This window comes from Salmonella sp. NW1250, assembly GCF_051812965.1.
GTDB lineage: Bacteria > Pseudomonadota > Gammaproteobacteria > Enterobacterales > Enterobacteriaceae > Salmonella > Salmonella enterica.
Map to the genome: position 1 here is coordinate 535,835 of NZ_JAMNDD010000001.1, position 19,832 is coordinate 555,666.

The following is a 19,832-nucleotide window of genomic DNA, read 5'->3' on the forward strand; positions in this document are numbered from 1 at the left end:
ATTCGTTTCTTTGACATTCTCCATATTCAATACCAGACCATCGCCATTTCCCTTAGTGCAACAGATAAAATCACCTATATTCGCTATACCAGGATATTTATCCATCCATATTGACAAGTGATGTACTTTTCACCATTTTCTGCTTAATAGTTAAGTCGAAAGCCAGTATATTTTAATAGACGCTTAAATAAGCGAATGACTGTTTCTCCGTGTTATTACCGCGGACAGCGTTATCGCCCGTTCTCTTGCAGAATCCTGAGCATTTGGATGAGGCGTTATAGCAGGCATAAATCGGGTTCGCGCGAGCTTGCGCTGGCGGTCCTGTCCGCCAGCGGCAACGATTTACCGACTACGCTTCGCATGGCGCTCCCAGTTATCCTGTTTAGCCTGCACCGTTTTACGTAACGCGACATAACATGCCCCGCCGCCGCCATGGTGCGGCAACGCCGAACAATAAGCCTGTACATCCTCAAACTCTGTCAACCAACGGGCCACATAGCTTCGGACGATATTGGCATGCGACTTCGCCTCTCGCCCTTTACCATGAATGATCAGGACATTACGCAACCCCTCTTTCTGCGCCTCCAGGATAAAACGAAACAGCATTTTTCGGCACGTTTCGACCGGCTGGCGTAACAAATTGAGGCTGGCCTGCTGAGGGTATTTCCCACTGCGTAACTTGTCGATGACACCCTGCTGCAATCCTTCCCGACGAAATTCCAGCGGTTCATTCAGCGGCAGAATATCCAGAAAGCCCGTCGTCAGGAAATTATCAAGCTGGAGCGTGTCGATACGCTGGGGCGTTTTAAGATTACGCGTTGGCTGCCAGTGTACATCAGTATGGCGTTTCAGCGGCTGGACATCCTCCATGGCGTCAAGAAACAGCGCTTTATCGTCAAGGTTCATGGTTCATCCTCCAGCGTTTTTGCGACTGCCGTTATCATAACCGTGCCCTGTTATACCGACAACGGTTTACAGTTATTTCCAATAACAGCGACAATGTCAGGCAATTAACCGCCTCGCCCGGCTCTCTTTTTCTCCGCCAACGATATTACCGTCGCTAAATGTGTTATCCCTGACTATCTTTTAAGGAGTATGGTTGCGGGTATTCCTGGCATGATATCTTGTCTCTTACGTTAGATTAAGACGATGTGAGAGAACGGATGCTGAGATTACTTGAAGAGAAGATAGCCACGCCATTAGGACCGTTATGGGTGGTTTGCGATGAGCAGTTTCGACTGCGGGCCATTGAGTGGGAACAGTACCGCGATCGTATGGAGCAACTGCTAAATATCCACTACCGTCACGAAGGCTATGAACGCGTTTCTGCGACTAACCCCGGTGGACTCAGCGATAAGCTTGCAGATTATTTTGCAGGCAATCTCGCCGTAATTGATACCCTGGAAACCGCCACGGGGGGCACACCTTTTCAACGGGAAGTATGGCAGGCGTTGCGCGCTATCCCCTGCGGGCAGGTGATGCACTATGGTCAACTGGCGGCGCAACTGGGACGACCGGGCGCCGCACGCGCAGTCGGTGCTGCGAATGGTGCTAACCCCATCAGTATTGTTGTTCCCTGCCATCGCGTCATCGGGCATAACGGCACTCTGACCGGATACGCAGGCGGCGTGCAGCGAAAAGAGTGGCTATTACGCCATGAAGGCTATCTTTTATTATGAAAATACAGGCAAAAAGTGCCTTATCGGTCACACTTTTATGTAAAGCAACAACAAATAAATTACGTGTTTTCAAATAGATAAAAGTATTCATCAAACTTATACTTGAATTATTCCTTCTCCGGGATAGCTCAGACTTACGCGCTCACCAAAAAGATGTTAAAATTGACAAATATCAATTACGGCTTGAGCAGACCTATGATCCCGGAAAAGCGAATTATACGGCGCATTCAGTCTGGCGGTTGTGCTATCCATTGCCAGGATTGCAGTATCAGCCAGCTTTGCATCCCGTTCACACTTAACGAGCATGAGCTTGATCAGCTTGATAATATCATCGAGCGCAAAAAGCCCATTCAGAAAGGGCAAACTCTGTTTAAAGCAGGTGATGAATTGAAATCGCTCTATGCTATCCGCTCCGGAACGATTAAAAGCTACACCATTACCGAGCAAGGCGATGAGCAGATTACTGGATTCCATTTAGCAGGCGACCTGGTGGGTTTTGACGCCATTGGCAGCGGTCATCATCCGAGCTTTGCACAGGCGCTGGAAACCTCAATGGTATGTGAAATACCCTTTGAGACACTGGATGACCTGTCCGGCAAAATGCCTAACCTGCGTCAGCAAATGATGCGTCTGATGAGCGGTGAAATTAAAGGCGATCAGGATATGATCCTGTTATTGTCGAAGAAAAACGCCGAAGAACGTCTGGCTGCGTTTATTTACAACCTGTCCCGCCGCTTTGCGCAGCGTGGTTTCTCACCGCGTGAATTCCGCCTGACGATGACCCGTGGCGATATCGGCAACTATCTGGGCTTAACGGTCGAAACCATTAGCCGTCTGCTGGGGCGTTTCCAGAAAAGCGGTATGCTGGCGGTGAAAGGTAAGTATATTACTATTGAAAACAGCGATGCGCTGGCGGCCCTCGCCGGTCATACCCGCAACGTCGCTTAAACGTCAGCTAAACCATTGATGTTATCTTCTGCCATATCGTTAAATTTTTCTCATTTATTGATCTGGCAGAAGCGCTTCCTCTGTTTCATTCACCATATTTGAGTTACTCTTTAGTTACAAACTGCGATGACAGTTGTAAGGAGACCCTGTATGGCTATGTATCAAAATATGCTGGTGGTCATCGATCCCAATCAGGACGACCAACCCGCATTACGGCGAGCAGTTTATTTGCATCAACGGATTGGCGGCAAAATTAAAGCTTTCCTGCCTATTTACGATTTCTCGTATGAGATGACCACCCTGCTTTCTCCTGACGAACGCACCGCAATGCGTCAGGGCGTAATAAGTCAACGCACAGCCTGGATACGTGAGCAGGCGAAATATTATCTTGAAGCCGGTGTCCCCATTGAAATTAAAGTGGTCTGGCACAATCGTCCCTTTGAGGCCATCATCCAGGAGGTTATCGCCGGCAGTCACGATCTGGTGTTAAAAATGGCGCATCAGCACGATCGACTGGAAGCGGTCATTTTTACCCCTACCGACTGGCATTTGCTGCGTAAATGCCCAAGCCCCGTGTGGATGGTCAAAGATCAGCCGTGGCCAGAGGGCGGCAAAGCCCTGGTCGCCGTGAACCTGGCAAGCGAAGAGCCCTATCATAATGCTCTCAACGAAAAGCTGGTAAAAGAGACCTTACAATTGGCGGAGCAGGTTAATCATACCGAAGTGCACCTGGTCGGCGCCTACCCCGTTACGCCAATCAATATCGCCATTGAGCTGCCGGAATTTGATCCCAGCGTGTATAACGACGCCATCAGAGGCCAGCATTTACTGGCGATGAAAGCGCTGCGCCAGAAATTCAGCATCGATGAAAAAGTTACGCATGTAGAAAAAGGCTTGCCTGAAGAAGTTATCCCGGATCTTGCCGAACATCTCCAGGCGGGGATCGTTGTGCTTGGCACCGTTGGACGTACCGGACTCTCGGCCGCGTTTCTGGGGAACACGGCCGAACAGGTCATTGACCATCTGCGCTGCGACCTGTTAGTCATTAAGCCTGATGAGTATCAAACACCGGTGGAACTGGACGACGAGGACGATTAATCCCTCTTCCGTCCTGCCGGATGGCGCTGCCATCCGGCCAATACCTCATTCCTGTTACTCATCTCCGCCGAGGAAATAGATCCCCAAAGGAATCGCCAGCAGAATAGTGAACACCAGACTGTAAACGAAAATCATTGCCGACTGAATGGCATACATAGAGCTTGTCCACTCGGACAGTGGAATATGATACTGCTCAATCACACCGCCGATAGTCGCGCGCGTTACCACCGATGCCGCAACGATAAACACTGCCAGCAGGCATAACAGAAATTTTTTCCCCTTCGCCGATTTCAGCTTCATCATGATCATAGTATTGTCCTTTACAGATGACTTTGTTACCTGATAGCAACAATACCATGACAATCACGCGATGTCTGCTCCATAAAACGTGACATTGTATTTACATAAAAAGTAAACCGCTGAGATTAAAGCTGATACCACTATTTCTTCTTTTTACTTATCGATGATCTACGCGTTTATCCTGGGTAAAATACCTGTTAATCAGGTCATTCTGAGCTGTTATCGTAGGAAGGAGCGGAAAACAATAATGTTCACTGAATTTTTTCTCAAAAACGCATTTAATCTGGCGATACTTTTCAGTTGCGGCATGGCGTTGCTGGTCGTGAGATTTTGGCTCAGTCGTAACGTACAGTGGAAGAAAGGATTCACGTTCCATGCGGCACAGTTTTTTATTTACGCGATTATTATTGGGACCATCGGGAGCATCCTGAATAATGCTATTGAAGATTATAATTTGCGTTTTATCTCTTCCGGGGTCATTGATTTTATCTGCACCTCACTCATTGCGCTTATTCTGACGATAAAACTTTTCCTGATTATTAACCAATTTGAAAAAGCACAGGTCAATAAAGGTAGAGATGTCACCAGTACCCGTATTCTGGCACGGGTCATAAAAATAACCATTATTGTCGCGATTGTCTTACTGTATGGCGAACATTTTGGCATGAGTCTGTCCGGTCTGCTGACCTTTGGCGGTATCGGCGGTATCGCTGTTGGTATGGCGGGCAAAGATGTCCTGAGCAATTTTTTCTCCGGTATTATGCTCTATTTCGATCGCCCCTTCAGTATCGGAGACTGGATTCGTTCTCCTGACAGAAATATCGAAGGTACGGTCGCCGAAATCGGCTGGCGAATTACGCGAATTAACACATTCGACCACCGCCCGTTGTACGTGCCTAATTCCGTCTTTTCATCCATTAGCGTTGAGAATCCGGGACGGATGACCAACCGTCGAATAAAAACGGTTATTGGATTACGTTACGAAGATGCCGACAAAATTGGCCTCATTGTTGACGCTATCAGAAACATGCTGCAGGCGCACAGAGATATCGATCAGAAACAGACGCTGTTGGTCTATTTTAATGAATTCGCCGACTCTTCGCTGAATATTATGGTGTATTGCTTTACCAAAACAACAGTATGGCAGGAATGGCTTGCCGTACAGCAGGATGTTTACCTGAAAATTATTGCGATTGTCCAGGAAAACGGCGCTGACTTCGCCTTCCCAAGCCAGACGCTCTATATCGATGACCCGGAGGCCGCGCCTGCGACAAAATAAAAGATAGCCGGTGCCCGATAACGCTTATCGGGCACCGAGGCTTTCCTGTCCGGATGACGGGTTGTTAGCGCCTTACGGTGATCAACGGCTCTTTTCATTCACCGTCATGGTAAATTCAAGCACCTCATTAGTGTCGTTAACGTAGGCATGAGGCATGTCGGTTCTGGCTACAGCGGAGCAGCCCTCCCGAATAATAAAGCGTCTACCATTGACTGTTAATGTCAGTGTTCCCTGATTAACAAACAGTAATTCACAGGTGTCTGCCGGATGCCCTGCCGATTCAAACTGTTCACCAGGATGCATTATCCATTGCCAGAGTTCCAGCATATCCGGCCCGCTGGTTCCCGCCATCAGTTTTGCGCTGCCGCCTTTCTCGCCGCGCCACAACACCGGAATAGCATCCCGGTCGATAAGATGGACCATCGGCTCGCTGGCGACGTTGACAACATCCGCCACGGACACTCCCATTGCCGCCGCGATCTTACATAACAGCGCAATGCTTGGATTGGCTTTACAGCCTTCAATTTCCACCAGCATTCCTTTACTGACGCCGGAACGCCGCGCAAGCTCATCCAGCGACATCTTTTTTTGGCTACGAAATTGTTTGATACGTTGGGAAACAGCTTCATTTATCGTGCTGACGTCAGCGCCCGCCGTGGTCGATAAGTTGACTTTTTTGGTCATTGGTCGATATCATAGAATAAAATAGTCATTACAGGATTATGCGATGTCTTCTATGTTACCGTCAATCAGCCCGGAACTGGCCCGTATCGCTCCCGGCTTTCGTGCATTAAGTATTAATGTTATTGCCGCTCCGATTCGCGATGTGCAGGTCGGAGAAATCGCGCTAAAAGAGGCCTGTCAGGCCGTAATTAACGGCCAACCGGCGTGGGCACAGGCGCATATAGACGCCTGGAATGCAGTGTTTAAAGCATTCGGCGCAAAACCAAAGCGCACCCCCTGCTCGGCTGAAGCGCTACGAAAACGCGTGTTGAAGGATGGAACAATGGCGGCGCTGGATCCGGTCGTTGATCTTTATAACGCGGTGAGCCTGCGCTATGCCGTACCGGTAGGCGGCGAAAATAGCGCGGCTTATTGTGGATCGCCGAGGCTGGTTTTCGCAGACGGTAGTGAAACATTTGATACTCTGAAAGAAGGACAACCCGCCACCGAGTCGCCAGAACCGGGCGAAGTTATCTGGCGCGATGACAGAGGCGTCACCTGTCGGCGCTGGAACTGGCGTCAGGGAGTACGTACCCGACTAAGCGCTTCAGATAAAGCGATGTGGTTTATCCTTGAAAGCTTGCCGGAAATGCCGGTTGATGAATTGTACGCGGCAGGAAACATGCTGACTGACGGCCTTGAAAAAATGATGCCAGGTTTACGTTTTGAATCCACGTTGATAGGTGTTTGATTGATATTGCGTAACAGGAGAAATACCATGTCGCTGTTTCTGACAAGTTTTATTTTCGAAAAAAAAGAGTACGACGAAGAGTTTTATCAACTGGATGGCTGGATTGAGCGCTATACGCAGTCTATTGATGGCTATATTGGGATGGAAAGCTATACCGATGCCGCCAGCGGAAGAATGGTTAATAATTATTACTGGCAGACCCGCGAATCAATGGAGCTATTGATAAATAATTTACAGCACCAGCAGGCCAAATCACAAAGTCATAAGTGGCTTTCCGGTTACCAGACGATTATTTCAGAAATTCAGGGGTGCCATAACGTTAACCTGCCCCATCCGCTGGCATCATTTTCAGTTCCTTATGCGTGATGCAATAGTATATGTGTTAAATGTGGGGGCACTACAGGAGGATGCCTGCGCCCCTGCATTGCCGGTTATTCGGTTCTCTGTGCAGGGACGGTGCTGATATAAGTGATTAGTAAACAGGAAGATGAGTGATATCTCGTGGTACAATAACACGCGTAACCACATTATTTTCATCGCACTCTATCAACGCTCTGGCAAAAATACTGAGCTCATTAATTTTCAGCCCGGAATTATCCAAAAACTGGCGGCAAGCGTAGTCAGAAACAAAGGTTATGCCGGGATGAATATCATGTTCCCGAATAAAACGGGCCTGAGCAAATGGCGTATCCATACTCAGCACATATACCGCCCGGTTTGAGTGGCTACCCGCTGATTTAAGGCGGTCACTATAGTCTTTTACCTGCCATTCACAAACCGGCGTATCCAGTGACGGGACGACAATAATCCGCTTTTTTATCCCCGGGATACAGTAACCCGGTAATAAATTATGGCTCACCAGCCCCTTTGTGCAGGGTAATGGTTCGCCTTCAGCCAGTATACCGGGTTTGAGGGTCAGCTGCGTTTTGCCAAAGGTGACAGCGTGTTCCTGACCCAATGAGATATAATCTTGTGTTGTTGCTGGTGTCATAAAAACTTCTCCTTTTAACGTTTGTATTATTTTAGCCATAATAATTATTTAGCAATCCGCTAAAAAACCAGGTGAACATCCATAATAATATGATGGTGATAAAAAGAATTATATTAGTCATAATGATTAATATCGTTTTATAGTCTTCCTCTGATGGAAATTTCTTTCGTGAAACTCATTGCATATTTAAAAGATATGTCAATACGTTCATTACTATGCCCACGATAGGTTATAACTTGTGTATATTTACCTGGAACATTTTCTTTCTTAAGAGGGCCATAATCCCATAAGCCTTTTAAATTTTCACGCGCTACAGTCTTATTAATGTGAACTTCATTTACAGGATTCCCGTCGATATCCTTAACAATAGTTGTGATGGTGGCACTTTCACCCGGCGATAATACAGACTTATCTATACTCATAACTGTTAAATCTGGGCTTGGCGTATTAGATATAGTTTCTGTTTCAATATACTGGAACTCAGATACCGATGGCACAGGCGTGTACCCTGACGCTGAAGCCATATCCGTTTCATTATAAATTTCTAGTTTAATCTTTGAACCCCGATGTTCCTTTTGGATATTAAATTTATGCTCACATGGCTTTTCACGTTTAAGTATATGCTGAGAGTTATCTTTATTGATCTGATAATACGTACATACTGTAGTAAAAGTTTCCGCAGACTGATAGTTATTATCCGGGTCTCTGATGCCTACATTTCTGGCATTCCTCGCAATAGTCATTCCCGGAAAAGGTGTATACTTTTCAATAGAAAAGCCAAGTCCATTAAACTGCAATTCGTAGGTATCACGAGGTGTTCCAGGCCTGTGCCCAACGCTCGGCGCCGTAGGAGGAGAAAATATCCCGACGGTTGCCGCGGACGTTGTCGACGAATCCGCCAAGACGCTTATCGGCGCAGCCGCCAGAAGCAGGCTATAGATAATAAGATTATGTTTCGACATACGCACTGTTGATCCTTTTTAAAACATTAATTCGCATCAGAGGTTGCGGTATTACCCTTAGCATTTTCCTTATCAGAAATAATTCTGACGCGGATATATTTATTCTGAAGCGATTCCCCATTAAGACTATAAGGAAGAAGCCAGGTGGCTTTTGTAGCCCCCGGTACGGATTGCCAGGATTTCATTTCATCCGAGATTTCCCACTGATAATTAAACGCATCAGTACAGTCCGTGTTATTTACACAAAGCGTTCTGGCTCGCATTTCTGTTCCGACGACTGGCGCAGTAACGCTTCCGTTGGCTTCTTCAGTACCCGGCGTAAAAAGCACCTCCACAGAAGTGACCTTCTGCGCAATACTGTCTGACTGCGCTTGTAGTAGTACGGTACCCTTCACCGGATGTTTATCGTCTGGTCCGCTTGCTTCAATATGTAATTTGAGCGAACGGGCATCATCGCCGATATGGGTCACCAGAACCCGTTCAACCCAATGGCCGTCACGCTCTGTACCACCGAGCGCTTTAAATGCCAGACCCGGCATATCTGATTGATACTTAATATGACGTGGTTTGAGCGACGTCCACTCCTCTTCAGAACGCTCGCGCACGTAGTGCCACTCAATAACCTTCCCCTCTTCTCCGGCAGGAAGCGGCGTACTGATAACAAAGTTGCCGTCCTCAACCTGAACATCGTCATTGATAACATTTATCCATGAACGGAAACTGGTCTCATCCTGTGTCACCCTTACCGGGATACGCTCGGAGGTCACGCGAGTACCCCGGCTGTCAGTCACCGTTAAATAAAGGCTATACTCCTGACCGTCGGTCGCCGTCAGCGGAAGTTGAGGAAGGATAAGGCCGCTGCCCAAACTCCCCTGAAGCTGAAGTCCGGCGAGAAGCTCCGCATCACCCGACCACTCAACTTTCTCAATCGGGTAACGGCTATCTACCGTCGCCATTAATGTCACTAGCGTCCCGGACAGGCCTGACACCGGCATTGCCGTAATGCGGATTTTACTGGCCTGCTCCCGATACGCCATGACGATATCGTAATTACGATCGACAAAGGCACGCCGATTAGTCGTATTCGACGGCGCCCCAACGTTGCGGTAATCAAGCTGTTCATGTAACGGCGTACCGAAGGAATAGTTGACTCTCAGACCGCCCTCTGCCTGCGATCCGCCGTTACCGGCGTCCCGATATCCTGCTCTGAGCTCAAGCAAGGGGACAGGGTTCCAGACCAGAGCCGCACCTGCGGCGCGGGGATTCCGGCTTAATGTACCGTTACCCAATAGATCAACTTTATCCCCGTAATACTGTTCATATGTGAGCTCGCCACTGAACCAGGGAAAATCGGGAAGCGTGCCTTTTGTTCGCAGATCAAAGCCATATGCCGGACGCTCATCATGTAATTCATGCGCTGCTGACGTTTTCCAGCCGGTGAGAGGGAAATAATAGTTGCCGGAAAAGGCCAGACTGTCTTTATAAACTTCCCCGCCAATGCCGCCACGTAAGTGGGAATAACGGATGTCGGCATCCAGAAACGTATTGACGCCGAGCAGCCATCCATTGACCTCCTGGCGGTAACCCATACCAACGTTAACATAGGTGCGGCCATCGAAACTGCTGCTGTCGTGGTCGCGAAAGCCAAGCTGGCCAAAGAGTAAAGACGATGTTGTTTCCTGGACGGGAATAAACATATCGAACTCTGATGAGCGATATTTCGCGCCATCTTCAAGATTGACGCCACCACGGAAAATAATCTCCGGAAAAGCGTTCTTTATCCCCTCGTTCACCAGATGATTAGCGGCTTGCCCTGGTAACGCCTTGATTTTTCCTTTGGTATAATCCTCCAGCGTCCCCTCCTGCAGGTGCGGAGAAATAGACGATGCCGTCCCTGCAATCCACGACTGAATTTCATTATCGCTATCAGCGATAACCGGGAGTGAAATCTGACTGGTAACAATGGCCCAGGTTATATATTTAGTAATAGGTTTTTTAGAAAAAACCACTGTATTGTCTCCTGCTATATCCCCCTGCCTGGCAGAGGGAGTATTTAAATAAGATGTTTATTTGGCGATAACCATCAGCGACGGATAGCGCGTTTATTCTCCGGCGTGGCTTTCGTCGTTTTAGGCGTAACGTGGACACGGAACAGTTTATTCTGCTCAGTTCCCTTAATAATATATTTATGCTTTTCAGCGTTGCTATTATTCAGATCGGTGAACTTATCTGGTGTCCCGGCATCCGCCATCTGCCAGGTAAAGTTATAATTACTGACCTCACACTCAGCCGCCGCTGTGGCGGCACATTCCAGTACCGCTTCAAGGGTGCCGCCTACCACTGGAGTGTTGGCGTCATTGGTACCGTTGAGTTCATCAGTCGGTTTACCACTTTCATTCACCACATTGATAGTGACAGAACGTAGCTTATTAGAAATTGTACCGTCTGCGGCGGAGTCGCCGCCCACCCCAGAAGATGCAGCAGTTAATAAGACAGTGGCAGGCAAGAATGCACTATCCGGCGTCCCCGTTGCCGTCTTAATTCGGTAAACGATTTTAATTTTTTTACCGCCTGCATCAGCAGGAATGGTAAAAGCCGTCCCGGTTGCCGCCGGGGTTCCAGAAGGATCGGCGGCCTCATTATCCACCAGATACCATTTAATATCGTCGGCATTATTCATTTTATCCAGCGATAAGGGATCCCTATCCTCATCCCTAATAAAAACATCCGCTATCTGGAGGGTTGAACCGGTCGTCAGTTCCCCAGACACTTCTATCTTTTTTGCATTAGTAGTTGCCACAGGACGGTGACCAACAGAAGCAGGCGTAGCAGAAGAAGCCATATCATTGGCTCTGGTATTCGCCACCGCCTCTACTGAGACCACGGATGCACAAATTGCTAACGTTAATAAAGATCTTTTGAAGTACAAAACAATTCCCTTTTATTAAATCATTAGAAATAATTACGAGATTTATAATCTCACGGGCTAAAAATTCAGGGTTATTCAATCATTTTAACCGCCTGTGAAATTATGCCCTTCGCCATGCTAATTACTTAGCTTTACTGGCAAAATCCGATCTCCAAGTGTAAAGTTTATTCAGAAACGTCAAGCAATTTAAATCTTTCTTGTTTTGCCAGAAAAGCTAACAACCACCCACCAGTTTAATAACACAGTATGTCAAACACCTTAAATGTTTATATTTTCGGCTTCAATAAAGAGGAATGATGATGAAAAAAGCCATAATAATCTCAGTATTAGAGCAAATAGAAAAAAATCTTGAAGAGAGGATTGATATTGAAAAGCTGGTTGTTATAACAGGTTATTCGCGAAGGAGTTTGCAGGATTTTTTTAAAGAAAAGTGTGGCGTCTCTATCGGAAAATATATCAGACAACGCAAGTTGAGCAGAAGCGCCACTCTGCTAAAGCTGACCTCTCAGTCGGTCACAGATATCGCGTTCAGAATGGGGTTTGATTCAGTGCAGTCCTATAGTCGAGAGTTCAAAAAAACATTTGGCGTCAATCCCAATAACTATCGCAAGGCTGATTTCTGGGATCTCAGAAACCTACGGCCTCCCTACTGGCTTGACTGTGATGAGCATTATCAGTTCGAAATTTGTCAGCTTACGTCAAAAGAAATTTTCGGATTTCAAACATCTCATCAGATCGCAACAAATGACCTTCCTAAAAAAGCGTCGCCTATAAAATGGAAAATCATTCATGAGACGCTCAGAACGTGGGGCGAAAATGTGTATTGTCTCTCGTCTTTTAAGCCGGATAATACCAAAGACCAGGTCATCGCCGTAAGCAGTTTTTTTGGTATGGAACATAATTCCGTCGATGGAGGAAAAATACCCATGTCGAGGGTAATAAAATGTGGTAAATATGCAAAATTCCATTTCGTTGGTCATAAGGAACAATATCAACAATTTTCCAATACAATATATATGTGTATATTGCCAAAACTGAATCTTATCAGGAGAGAAGGAGAAGATATTGAATACTTCCATTTGGCATCCGTCCAAAAGCAACAGAATAATGAATCCATTGTCGATCTTTATTATTACATCCCTGTACTGTAATGACTTCATACCATCCACGTATTTCATCTGAAAAGCCTTCTCTTTTCAGAGCGGTAATAAAACTCTCAGTATTGATTCTGATAAAATAAGTGACTATTAAATAAATTAACGTTTTGAAAGGATTGAGAAAATAACTTTCGTGCACGCGACGCCGTGGACAGATTTCTGACAGTACTGTACGGTGTAGTGATCAGGTAATATTGGCTACAGTTTACGGTAAAAGCAAAGTCCATACTTTAACTATTAATGGGAGTATGCTGGCCGGGCGGCTTGCAGGGCCTTCATGCTCCCACATCTATAATGTTGGTATGATTACATTCTCTCTATACTTTACTGTGCTAACCTTTTATCTCGTTGAGATAACGTTTAATTAAAATGCTCTCTTTTTGATGTACATTATAAGAGGAGACATTATTCATATTTTCGAAATCAGGGCAGACGATATGTATACAACCATCAGAAACACAGCGCTAGCAATGGTAGCTTGTTTTTCGTATATCGCACATGCCAGTACCCACCCTCCTCTTATTATCACCAGGGGAGCCGGAGGAGACGCCTCCGGAGCCACAGTCATTCATGATAATTGGCGGCATGGCACTCCTGACCTGGTCAATCTTACCGATATCCCCATAGATAAAATCAGACCAGAAAAATACCGTTGCGTATTGATTATTGGGCAAGGAGCTATAAAAGAGATGCTTCTTGCGAACAATGCCTCAGCAATACTTTCCGGAAAAACTGTTGGTCTGTATAGTCATCTGATCGATCAGAACACGCTCAGATTACTTCGGCAATTGCAGAACAAAGTGAGATTCAATCTCTTTTTTACCCGCTCACAGATAACTCTACTAAAACTAAGGAACATTTCAGAATATAATTTTTTGAGCTCTAAAATAAATAATGTCTGGGGACAAGACTCACTAGCAATTGAAACAGTGGCACCTGACAGGGGTAATATACCGGAAAAAGCGCTTCCCCTCAAAACAACAGATTATGTGATATGGCTGGGTGGAAACTATACTACCTCCTCTGGTACGCAGCGTATCTTCACAAACGATCAGATTGTTGTAGCCCTGAAACCACTACATAATGTTATTTCACCAAATGCATCGATTGCTATTATGCTTTCACCACGTTTCTTTGATAATAGCATGAGTAAAGAAGTAAAAGTTAAACGACTGAAGGCAGTACTTAACACCTTTTCGCGAAACAGGGTCACATTTTATATGAGTAAGGAGATGCTTGCTAATCTGAAAGAATTTGATTTACCTGTTCAACTATCCCCTTCTTACGCAGAGCTGATGCGAATGCCCTGGGCCAGCGCTACCCGGCATTTTGCCTCTGTGGATCAATATAACCTGTTTGCTGATCTCATACCTAAAGTCACGCCGTTTCTTCTTGAACCGAATGATGCCGATCAAGCTCTCTATGCGAGGGATTATCTTAATACCCGGCGTGTAAGTCTGACCCAAAATATTCTTAACCACGGTTGTGACTAAATAAAACGCGCAGAATCCGGGATAGTTAGCAATCCAAAACAGACCGTTAGCCATGAGTACTGTTTATCTTCACTATACAGGGAACAACCAAATAACTGACAACACAAATCAAGCCGATACCCGGAATTCGGCTATACAGGCGCTCTATTCAATTCTGGCCCAGAAACCGTCCGGTACCCATACTGGACACGGCCTCCCAACTGCTTTAGCGCATTACCAGTCCAGCTTCGATGCGCCTTCTGTCGTCTGCACTATTTCACTGGTTTTAATGACGCGATGATAACCATAAGCATCAGCGTATTTCGTCATTCCGGTTGCGGTGTCAACCTCCGGCTTACCCTGCGTTTCAATAATCTCTCCCGTCCGGGTCATCATGGTATAGGTCGTTGTACATCCGGCTAGCATCAACACTGATAAGCTAAGTACCGTAATAAGACTACATTTTTGCATTTCTCGTTTCCCTGACACCTCTATTTTTGATGTACTTTACCGAATACCGCAACGGCAAGATGGATGATTAGGGCTATTGCTCTCTGTTTGCCCGTATCTGATTGGCTCAGGTTTTTTGATGCGCTGCGTTAATCCGGCAGTAATCGCTCCAGCACATCCCCAGCCAGAAGCACGCTCTCCTGAAGACGCTCCAGGCTATACCCCGCTCGCGCCTTGGCGGAAAGTCCCGCCATTAGCGTCCCCATAAAGTCCGTCGTCCGGTCAGCCTCTTGCGGATACCGCATGGCGACATAAGTGCGAATCAGGTTTTCAGCAGCGATGTAAAACTCGCAGGCGGCCTCTCGTGCCGGTTTATCGTTACAATGAGCGCCCTCCAGAACCAGACACCCAGTGGCATCAGGATCGGCAGCGTAACGTCTTGCCGCTTCCATCAGCACATCGATAAGGCACTTCGCGGTCGGGCGATCGTGACGCAGAAGCGCCCCGAGTGGAATCGCGTCGGTCATCCTGTAACGCTTTAATACGCGAGTATACAGCCCCAGCTTGCTGCCAAACGCCGCATAAAAACTGGGAGGATTGATCCCGAACGCTTTTGTCAGATCCGCTACGCTCACCGCGTCGTAGCCGCGCGAATGAAATAAGTGTTGAGCGGTTTCAATGGCTTGCTCCGGATCGAACTGGCGAGGGCGACCCGGCGTTCGGCTATGTTTTGTAGTCATTACTACATAACTCCTTGACGGCATGATTTCATTACGCATATTGTAGTGACTACTACAATATCATAAAGGACATCCTGATGATGCTATTTCGCAACAAATCTGTACTGGTTTTAGGGGGAAGTCGTGGTATCGGCGCGGCTATTGTACGACGCTTTAGCGCTGACGGCGCATCGGTCGTTTTCAGCTACGCCGGATCGCGTGAAGCCGCCGAAAAACTGGCAGCGGAAACCGGAAGCACCGCCATCCAGACGGATAGCGCCGATCGGGATGCCGTTATCAGCCTCGTGCGTGAGTACGGACCACTGGATATTCTGGTCGTCAATGCGGGCGTGGCTCTCTTCGGCGATGCGCTGGAACAAGATAGCGATGCGATAGATCGTTTGTTCCGTATTAATATCCATGCGCCTTACCATGCGTCAGTCGAAGCAGCCCGCAACATGCCGGAAGGTGGACGCATTATTATTATCGGTTCCGTGAATGGCGATCGGATGCCCGTACCGGGAATGGCCGCGTACGCCGCCAGTAAATCAGCCCTGCAAGGGCTGGCGCGCGGCCTGGCCCGTGATTTTGGCCCCCGCGGGATTACGATAAATGTGGTGCAGCCAGGCCCCATTGATACCGACATCAATCCGGAAGATGGCCCCATGAAAGAGCTGATGCACAGTTTCATGGCGATCAAACGACACGGAAGACCTGAAGAAGTGGCTGGAATGGTTGCATGGCTTGCCGGTCCGGAAGCTTCTTTCGTCACTGGCGCGATGCACACCATCGATGGTGCCTTCGGAGCCTGACGGCCAGGCGAATATCACACGGTTGCCGTCTACGCTCCGGCAACCGTGTTAGAAGCTGTTCATGCGAGAAAACATCCGCAAGCGCCGGGATCAATCGTGGATTTTAACGCCAAGACAACCGCGAACAAATTCAGGATTAAAATGCTTCACCGCTTCGCCAACGTAGCCTAAATCAAGGGCGTTGATTTGAGCCATTTCATTATCCGTTAGTGAGAAATCCCAGATGGCAAAGTTCTCTTCAATGCGTTCCTGTCGAGTGGATTTAGGAATAACCGTGACGCCACGCTGCACGTTCCAACGCAGGACAACCTGCGCGATGGTTTTTTGATGGGCATCGGCAATCCTTTGAAGCATGACATTTTCATACGGTTTATGTCTCCCGCCGCCTAACGGCGCCCACGCTTCAGGCTGAACGTTATAATGCTTCATGGTTTCCAGCGCGGCGGGTTGTGCAAAGTATGGATGCAATTCGACCTGGTTTACCATTGGCGTAATTCTGACGGTTTCACAGAAGTTGGCTAACACATGCGCATAGAAGTTGGACACGCCAATGGCTTTTAGTTTACCGGCTTCATAAGCGTCTTCCAGCGCGCGCCACGCGCTAAAATAATCGCCCATTGCCTGATGCAATAAATAGAGATCAAAATAATCTAACCCGGATTTTTTCAGCGACGCTTCAATACCTGCTTTGGCCAGATCGTAGTTAGCCATATCTTGCACCCACAGTTTAGAAGTAATAAATAACTCCTCACGGGTACACAGACCTGTCGCGATGGCTTCACGAACAGCGTCACCAACGGCATCTTCATTGCCGTATACCGCAGCGGTATCGATAAGGCGATAACCGCTGCGAATAGCGCTTAACACTAACTGCTGACATTCTTCTTTGTCGGTTACCTTAAAAACGCCAAAACCCACCATAGGCATTTTAAGGTTGTTACTTAATATTGAATATTCCACGCTAAAGCACCCTTTCGTCGTAAAGACGCCATGATAAGAGCAAAATACAGGTACAATGAGTATTGTTAAATCCGATTATATTTATACAAAAAGTTCATTAATAACAGTTGTACAGATTTTTTATTGCATCCAAACGTTCAGTGCTTGCTATATACTCGCCGTGTAGCACCCTGTTTGATAATGACTTTTCTTATGTGTCAAAACCAGTACCGTCATTTTGACCGTCTGTGGAAAAGTTTTCTGAACAGGCAATGCGATATCCGGAATAATATTTTTTAGCGAAGAGGCTCCGACTGGCTCAGCGCCGTTTTGCACCAGTCATAAAAAGCGCGTACCGCAGGCGGCAGAAACCTGTTTTGCGGATAGACCAGCGCAAGCGGCAAATCATAAGAAGGGTTGTCCATGCAGGTCACCAGCGCCCCGCTGTGCAGATACGGCGCAACCAGATAGCTGGCGACGCGAATTAACCCCAGCCCCTGTATTCCGGCCTGAATATAAGCGTCCGTATCATCGACAACCAGCGTCTCCTGCACCCGCATCGCGTAATCCTCCCCCTCACGCGTAAAAAACCAGTCGGTGGTACGCCCGGTGCGGTGGTTCAGGTAGCCGACCGCATGGTGTTTTTGCAGATCATCTAAATTTTCAGGGCTACCGTAACGCTCAATGTAAGTGGGCGATGCTGCTATCACCCAGTTAAAACTGGCGAGCGGACGGGCAACCAGCGTGGTGGAATCATCGATCCTGCCGGCCCGAATCACGCAGTCATACCCTTGAAGGATAATATCCTCCACGCTATCGCTGGAACAAAGTATCAGCTCCAGCTCCGGATACTGGCGCAAAAAGGCCGGGAGCGTAGGAATAATGCAATGCCGGGCGAGAGATTGCGGCATCCCCACTTTAAAACGCCCTTTGGGTTGTGCCGCCCGGCCGGGAAATGACGACTCCATGGCCGCGATATCTGCCAGCACTCTTTTGCACTCTTCGTAGTAACGCCGCCCCTCTGCGGTCACGCTAAGTTTGCGGGTTGTACGTTGCAAAAGCTGAATCCTAAGCCAGGATTCCAGTTCTTTAACCACCCGCGATACCGTTGAGCGCGGCACGCCCAGCACTTCGGCGGCTCTGATAAAACTATGGGTATCCACTACGCAAACATAGACCTGCATCGCTTCCAGCTTGTCCATTTTCCCCCCGCCAATTATCCCATTTATCAGAACAGTCTAACCCGTCTTCGGCGTCTTATCGAACGCAGATCCCTGACGTAATCTCTATCTACAGGTGAATCAACACAGAGAGGTGCAAATGAAACAATCCAATAATCAGGTGGGTGAAAAAGTATTGGTGCTGGGCGCGGGACAACTGGGGGCGTCAGTGCTGGCGTCGTTGGTTCCGGCGGTCACACAGCGTAATGGTTCCGTTTGCGTTATTGTGTCAGGGCGATCCAGGGATAAACAGAGCAAACGACGTTCCAGCATTCATCAACAACTGGCGGATGCCGGTGCGCGGTTTATCCCGGTCGACATCGCAGACAGTTCGGTTGCAGCGTTAAAAGATCAATTCCACGGTTTTGATACGATCATCAATTGTATGGGGTTTGTCGCCGGTGCGGGTACCCAGATAAAAATCACCCGCGCGGTACTGGAGGCGGGCGTTAAGCGCTATTTCCCCTGGCAGTTTGGCGTAAATTACGATGTGGTCGGCAAAGGCAGCGGCCAGCCGGTGTGGGACGAACAATATGACGTCAGGACGCTTTTGCGCGAGCAAAACGTCACGGAGTGGGTGATTGTTTCAACAGGTATATTTACCTCTTTTCTCTTCGAACCGGCCTTTGGTGTGGTCAACTTAGCCAAAAAAACCATCAATGCCCTCGGCGGATGGGAAAGGCAGGTCACCGTCACGTCGCCTGCGGATATTGGTCGCCTGACCACTGAAATTTATCTGCATCAGCCGCGTATCACTAACGAAGTCGTCTTTGTTGCGGGGGAAACGACCTCTTATGCAAAACTGGCGGAAACGGTCGAACGCGTGACGCAGCAAAACTTTACCCGAGGTGTATTGACGCTACCTGACTTACAGGAGCAACTCCGTTTACATCCGCATGACCCAATGCTGCGCTATCGCGTCGCCTTCGCGCGTGGTGACGGTATGTGGTGGCCGATGAGTGACACCTGGAATGCACAACATCATCTGCCGACACAGGATATTGCCGCCTGGCTGAAAACACAGCAATGAGAACGGCGGCATCAGGCGCTCGCTTAATCCCCATGCCTTCTGCCAGCATCAGGCGGCGGGCATGGCTACCTTACGTTAACAAGAAACCAGTACGCATCAGTACCTGGTTATGTGCTCCTGCTGTAACACCATGTCTGATAATGCTTTTTTCTTATCTGCAAAAACTGATGCCGACATTTTTACCGTAGGGAAAATAGTTTTCCGTTTTGTGATCTAACGATGCTTTTAACAAAACGCTTTAATCCATAGAGATAGCGTCACGAATAGCTTCCGGTTCCGGCCCAAAACTGAATGCGCCCTCAAGAATAAAGGAAAGAATGATATTAAAGTGCTCTCTTGTTCTCATCACCCCAGAGATAAACACTAAAAAGCCACAGCTTGAATTGCGATTGCGGGTGTCGTTCCTCTTATTTTGCCATAACTTACACCGGTT

21 protein-coding genes are annotated in these 19,832 nt (G+C 47.7%); 10 read left to right on the plus strand and 11 right to left on the minus strand.

The genetic code is table 11. From position 1 onward, the window contains the following. Window positions 1-342: 342 nt before the first annotated feature. A complete protein-coding gene (gene smrA, locus NBA72_RS02710; RefSeq protein ID WP_001046799.1) occupies window positions 343-906 on the minus strand; it encodes a DNA endonuclease SmrA in 564 nt (187 codons plus the stop codon). Window positions 907-1,163: 257 nt separating this feature from the next. Between smrA and ogt the strand changes: the two genes are divergently transcribed. The 3 genes from ogt (at window position 1,164) to uspE (ending at window position 3,725) form a co-directional block, all read left to right on the plus strand. Next, window positions 1,164-1,679 carry a methylated-DNA--[protein]-cysteine S-methyltransferase gene (ogt, locus tag NBA72_RS02715; RefSeq protein WP_042947185.1) on the plus strand — a complete coding sequence of 172 codons (516 nt, stop codon included), beginning with the start codon at window positions 1,164-1,166 and terminating at the stop codon, window positions 1,677-1,679. Between the two features lie 195 nt (window positions 1,680-1,874). Beyond that, window positions 1,875-2,627, plus strand: coding sequence for a fumarate/nitrate reduction transcriptional regulator Fnr (fnr, locus tag NBA72_RS02720; RefSeq protein WP_000611914.1), 753 nt, complete (start codon window positions 1,875-1,877; stop codon window positions 2,625-2,627). 150 nt (window positions 2,628-2,777) lie between these two features. Beyond that, window positions 2,778-3,725, plus strand: coding sequence for a universal stress protein UspE (uspE, locus tag NBA72_RS02725; protein ID WP_001262138.1), 948 nt, complete (start codon window positions 2,778-2,780; stop codon window positions 3,723-3,725). Window positions 3,726-3,779: 54 nt separating this feature from the next. Here the strand turns inward: uspE and NBA72_RS02730 are convergent, their stop codons facing one another. Further along, complete coding sequence (locus tag NBA72_RS02730) at window positions 3,780-4,034, minus strand: DUF2534 family protein (protein WP_000605645.1); 255 nt, start codon at window positions 4,032-4,034, stop codon at window positions 3,780-3,782. Between the two features lie 238 nt (window positions 4,035-4,272). On the opposite strand from NBA72_RS02730, the gene NBA72_RS02735 reads away from it, so the two are divergent. Next, window positions 4,273-5,304 (plus strand): mechanosensitive ion channel family protein, encoded by a 1,032-nt coding sequence (locus NBA72_RS02735; RefSeq protein WP_000493665.1) that lies wholly within the window; start codon window positions 4,273-4,275, stop codon window positions 5,302-5,304. Between the two features lie 81 nt (window positions 5,305-5,385). On the opposite strand, the gene NBA72_RS02740 is transcribed toward NBA72_RS02735, so the two are convergent. Then, window positions 5,386-5,988: a helix-turn-helix domain-containing protein gene (locus NBA72_RS02740; RefSeq protein WP_000163372.1), complete on the minus strand. Its 603-nt coding sequence runs from the start codon at window positions 5,986-5,988 to the stop codon at window positions 5,386-5,388. A gap of 43 nt (window positions 5,989-6,031) precedes the next feature. Between NBA72_RS02740 and NBA72_RS02745 the strand changes: the two genes are divergently transcribed. Further along, on the plus strand, window positions 6,032-6,718 hold the full coding sequence (locus tag NBA72_RS02745; RefSeq protein ID WP_042947182.1) for a B3/B4 domain-containing protein: 687 nt from the start codon (window positions 6,032-6,034) through the stop codon (window positions 6,716-6,718). 27 nt (window positions 6,719-6,745) lie between these two features. Next, on the plus strand, window positions 6,746-7,084 hold the full coding sequence (locus NBA72_RS02750) for an antibiotic biosynthesis monooxygenase family protein (protein WP_042947180.1): 339 nt from the start codon (window positions 6,746-6,748) through the stop codon (window positions 7,082-7,084). 106 nt (window positions 7,085-7,190) lie between these two features. Here the strand turns inward: NBA72_RS02750 and NBA72_RS02755 are convergent, their stop codons facing one another. From NBA72_RS02755 to zirU, 4 genes are all read right to left on the minus strand, one after another. Next, window positions 7,191-7,748 carry a redoxin family protein gene (locus tag NBA72_RS02755; RefSeq protein ID WP_001062621.1) on the minus strand — a complete coding sequence of 186 codons (558 nt, stop codon included), beginning with the start codon at window positions 7,746-7,748 and terminating at the stop codon, window positions 7,191-7,193. A gap of 98 nt (window positions 7,749-7,846) precedes the next feature. After that, a complete protein-coding gene (gene zirS / locus NBA72_RS02760) occupies window positions 7,847-8,677 on the minus strand; it encodes a two-partner-like secretion system exoprotein ZirS (protein WP_072106044.1) in 831 nt (276 codons plus the stop codon). Window positions 8,678-8,697: 20 nt separating this feature from the next. Further along, window positions 8,698-10,680 carry a two-partner secretion translocator ZirT gene (zirT, locus tag NBA72_RS02765; RefSeq protein WP_042947175.1) on the minus strand — a complete coding sequence of 661 codons (1,983 nt, stop codon included), beginning with the start codon at window positions 10,678-10,680 and terminating at the stop codon, window positions 8,698-8,700. 74 nt (window positions 10,681-10,754) lie between these two features. Next, window positions 10,755-11,600 carry a two-partner-like secretion system exoprotein ZirU gene (gene zirU, locus NBA72_RS02770; RefSeq protein WP_042947174.1) on the minus strand — a complete coding sequence of 282 codons (846 nt, stop codon included), beginning with the start codon at window positions 11,598-11,600 and terminating at the stop codon, window positions 10,755-10,757. A gap of 293 nt (window positions 11,601-11,893) precedes the next feature. Between zirU and NBA72_RS02775 the strand changes: the two genes are divergently transcribed. After that, the gene (locus tag NBA72_RS02775) at window positions 11,894-12,751 is read left to right on the plus strand and encodes a GyrI-like domain-containing protein (protein WP_010989022.1); all 858 of its coding nucleotides are present in this window, start codon (window positions 11,894-11,896) and stop codon (window positions 12,749-12,751) included. 389 nt (window positions 12,752-13,140) lie between these two features. Continuing rightward, complete coding sequence (locus NBA72_RS02780; protein WP_042947170.1) at window positions 13,141-14,250, plus strand: hypothetical protein; 1,110 nt, start codon at window positions 13,141-13,143, stop codon at window positions 14,248-14,250. A 213-nt stretch (window positions 14,251-14,463) separates the two neighbouring features. Here the strand turns inward: NBA72_RS02780 and NBA72_RS02785 are convergent, their stop codons facing one another. After that, complete coding sequence (locus NBA72_RS02785) at window positions 14,464-14,700, minus strand: YgdI/YgdR family lipoprotein (RefSeq protein ID WP_042947168.1); 237 nt, start codon at window positions 14,698-14,700, stop codon at window positions 14,464-14,466. Window positions 14,701-14,828: 128 nt separating this feature from the next. Then, window positions 14,829-15,419, minus strand: coding sequence for a TetR/AcrR family transcriptional regulator (locus NBA72_RS02790; protein ID WP_000208474.1), 591 nt, complete (start codon window positions 15,417-15,419; stop codon window positions 14,829-14,831). 77 nt (window positions 15,420-15,496) lie between these two features. On the opposite strand from NBA72_RS02790, the gene bdcA reads away from it, so the two are divergent. Beyond that, window positions 15,497-16,210: an SDR family oxidoreductase gene (gene bdcA, locus NBA72_RS02795; RefSeq protein ID WP_000979084.1), complete on the plus strand. Its 714-nt coding sequence runs from the start codon at window positions 15,497-15,499 to the stop codon at window positions 16,208-16,210. A gap of 90 nt (window positions 16,211-16,300) precedes the next feature. Here bdcA and NBA72_RS02800 read toward each other — a convergent pair whose 3' ends face one another. Next, window positions 16,301-17,170, minus strand: coding sequence for an aldo/keto reductase (locus NBA72_RS02800; protein ID WP_042947167.1), 870 nt, complete (start codon window positions 17,168-17,170; stop codon window positions 16,301-16,303). A 275-nt stretch (window positions 17,171-17,445) separates the two neighbouring features. Continuing rightward, complete coding sequence (locus NBA72_RS02805; RefSeq protein WP_042947165.1) at window positions 17,446-18,351, minus strand: LysR family transcriptional regulator; 906 nt, start codon at window positions 18,349-18,351, stop codon at window positions 17,446-17,448. A gap of 118 nt (window positions 18,352-18,469) precedes the next feature. On the opposite strand from NBA72_RS02805, the gene NBA72_RS02810 reads away from it, so the two are divergent. Next, window positions 18,470-19,399: an aromatic alcohol reductase gene (locus NBA72_RS02810; protein WP_000814346.1), complete on the plus strand. Its 930-nt coding sequence runs from the start codon at window positions 18,470-18,472 to the stop codon at window positions 19,397-19,399. The last annotated feature ends 433 nt before the right edge of the window (window positions 19,400-19,832 follow it).

What these genes read in the sequence shown, in the direction of transcription:
- NBA72_RS02730 (WP_000605645.1), bottom strand. Translation starts at nt 4,034, where the DNA reads ATGATCATGATGAAGCTGAAATCGGCGAAGGGGAAAAAATTTCTGTTA.
- NBA72_RS02775 (WP_010989022.1), top strand. Translation starts at nt 11,894, where the DNA reads ATGATGATGAAAAAAGCCATAATAATCTCAGTATTAGAGCAAATAGAA.
- NBA72_RS02740 (WP_000163372.1), bottom strand. Translation starts at nt 5,988, where the DNA reads ATGACCAAAAAAGTCAACTTATCGACCACGGCGGGCGCTGACGTCAGC.
- bdcA (WP_000979084.1), top strand. Translation starts at nt 15,497, where the DNA reads ATGATGCTATTTCGCAACAAATCTGTACTGGTTTTAGGGGGAAGTCGT.
- NBA72_RS02755 (WP_001062621.1), bottom strand. Translation starts at nt 7,748, where the DNA reads ATGGCTAAAATAATACAAACGTTAAAAGGAGAAGTTTTTATGACACCA.
- NBA72_RS02785 (WP_042947168.1), bottom strand. Translation starts at nt 14,700, where the DNA reads ATGCAAAAATGTAGTCTTATTACGGTACTTAGCTTATCAGTGTTGATG.
- NBA72_RS02790 (WP_000208474.1), bottom strand. Translation starts at nt 15,419, where the DNA reads ATGACTACAAAACATAGCCGAACGCCGGGTCGCCCTCGCCAGTTCGAT.
- smrA (WP_001046799.1), bottom strand. Translation starts at nt 906, where the DNA reads ATGAACCTTGACGATAAAGCGCTGTTTCTTGACGCCATGGAGGATGTC.
- uspE (WP_001262138.1), top strand. Translation starts at nt 2,778, where the DNA reads ATGGCTATGTATCAAAATATGCTGGTGGTCATCGATCCCAATCAGGAC.
- NBA72_RS02735 (WP_000493665.1), top strand. Translation starts at nt 4,273, where the DNA reads ATGTTCACTGAATTTTTTCTCAAAAACGCATTTAATCTGGCGATACTT.
- ogt (WP_042947185.1), top strand. Translation starts at nt 1,164, where the DNA reads ATGCTGAGATTACTTGAAGAGAAGATAGCCACGCCATTAGGACCGTTA.
- NBA72_RS02805 (WP_042947165.1), bottom strand. Translation starts at nt 18,351, where the DNA reads ATGGACAAGCTGGAAGCGATGCAGGTCTATGTTTGCGTAGTGGATACC.
- NBA72_RS02745 (WP_042947182.1), top strand. Translation starts at nt 6,032, where the DNA reads ATGTCTTCTATGTTACCGTCAATCAGCCCGGAACTGGCCCGTATCGCT.
- NBA72_RS02780 (WP_042947170.1), top strand. Translation starts at nt 13,141, where the DNA reads ATGTACATTATAAGAGGAGACATTATTCATATTTTCGAAATCAGGGCA.
- NBA72_RS02750 (WP_042947180.1), top strand. Translation starts at nt 6,746, where the DNA reads ATGTCGCTGTTTCTGACAAGTTTTATTTTCGAAAAAAAAGAGTACGAC.
- NBA72_RS02810 (WP_000814346.1), top strand. Translation starts at nt 18,470, where the DNA reads ATGAAACAATCCAATAATCAGGTGGGTGAAAAAGTATTGGTGCTGGGC.
- fnr (WP_000611914.1), top strand. Translation starts at nt 1,875, where the DNA reads ATGATCCCGGAAAAGCGAATTATACGGCGCATTCAGTCTGGCGGTTGT.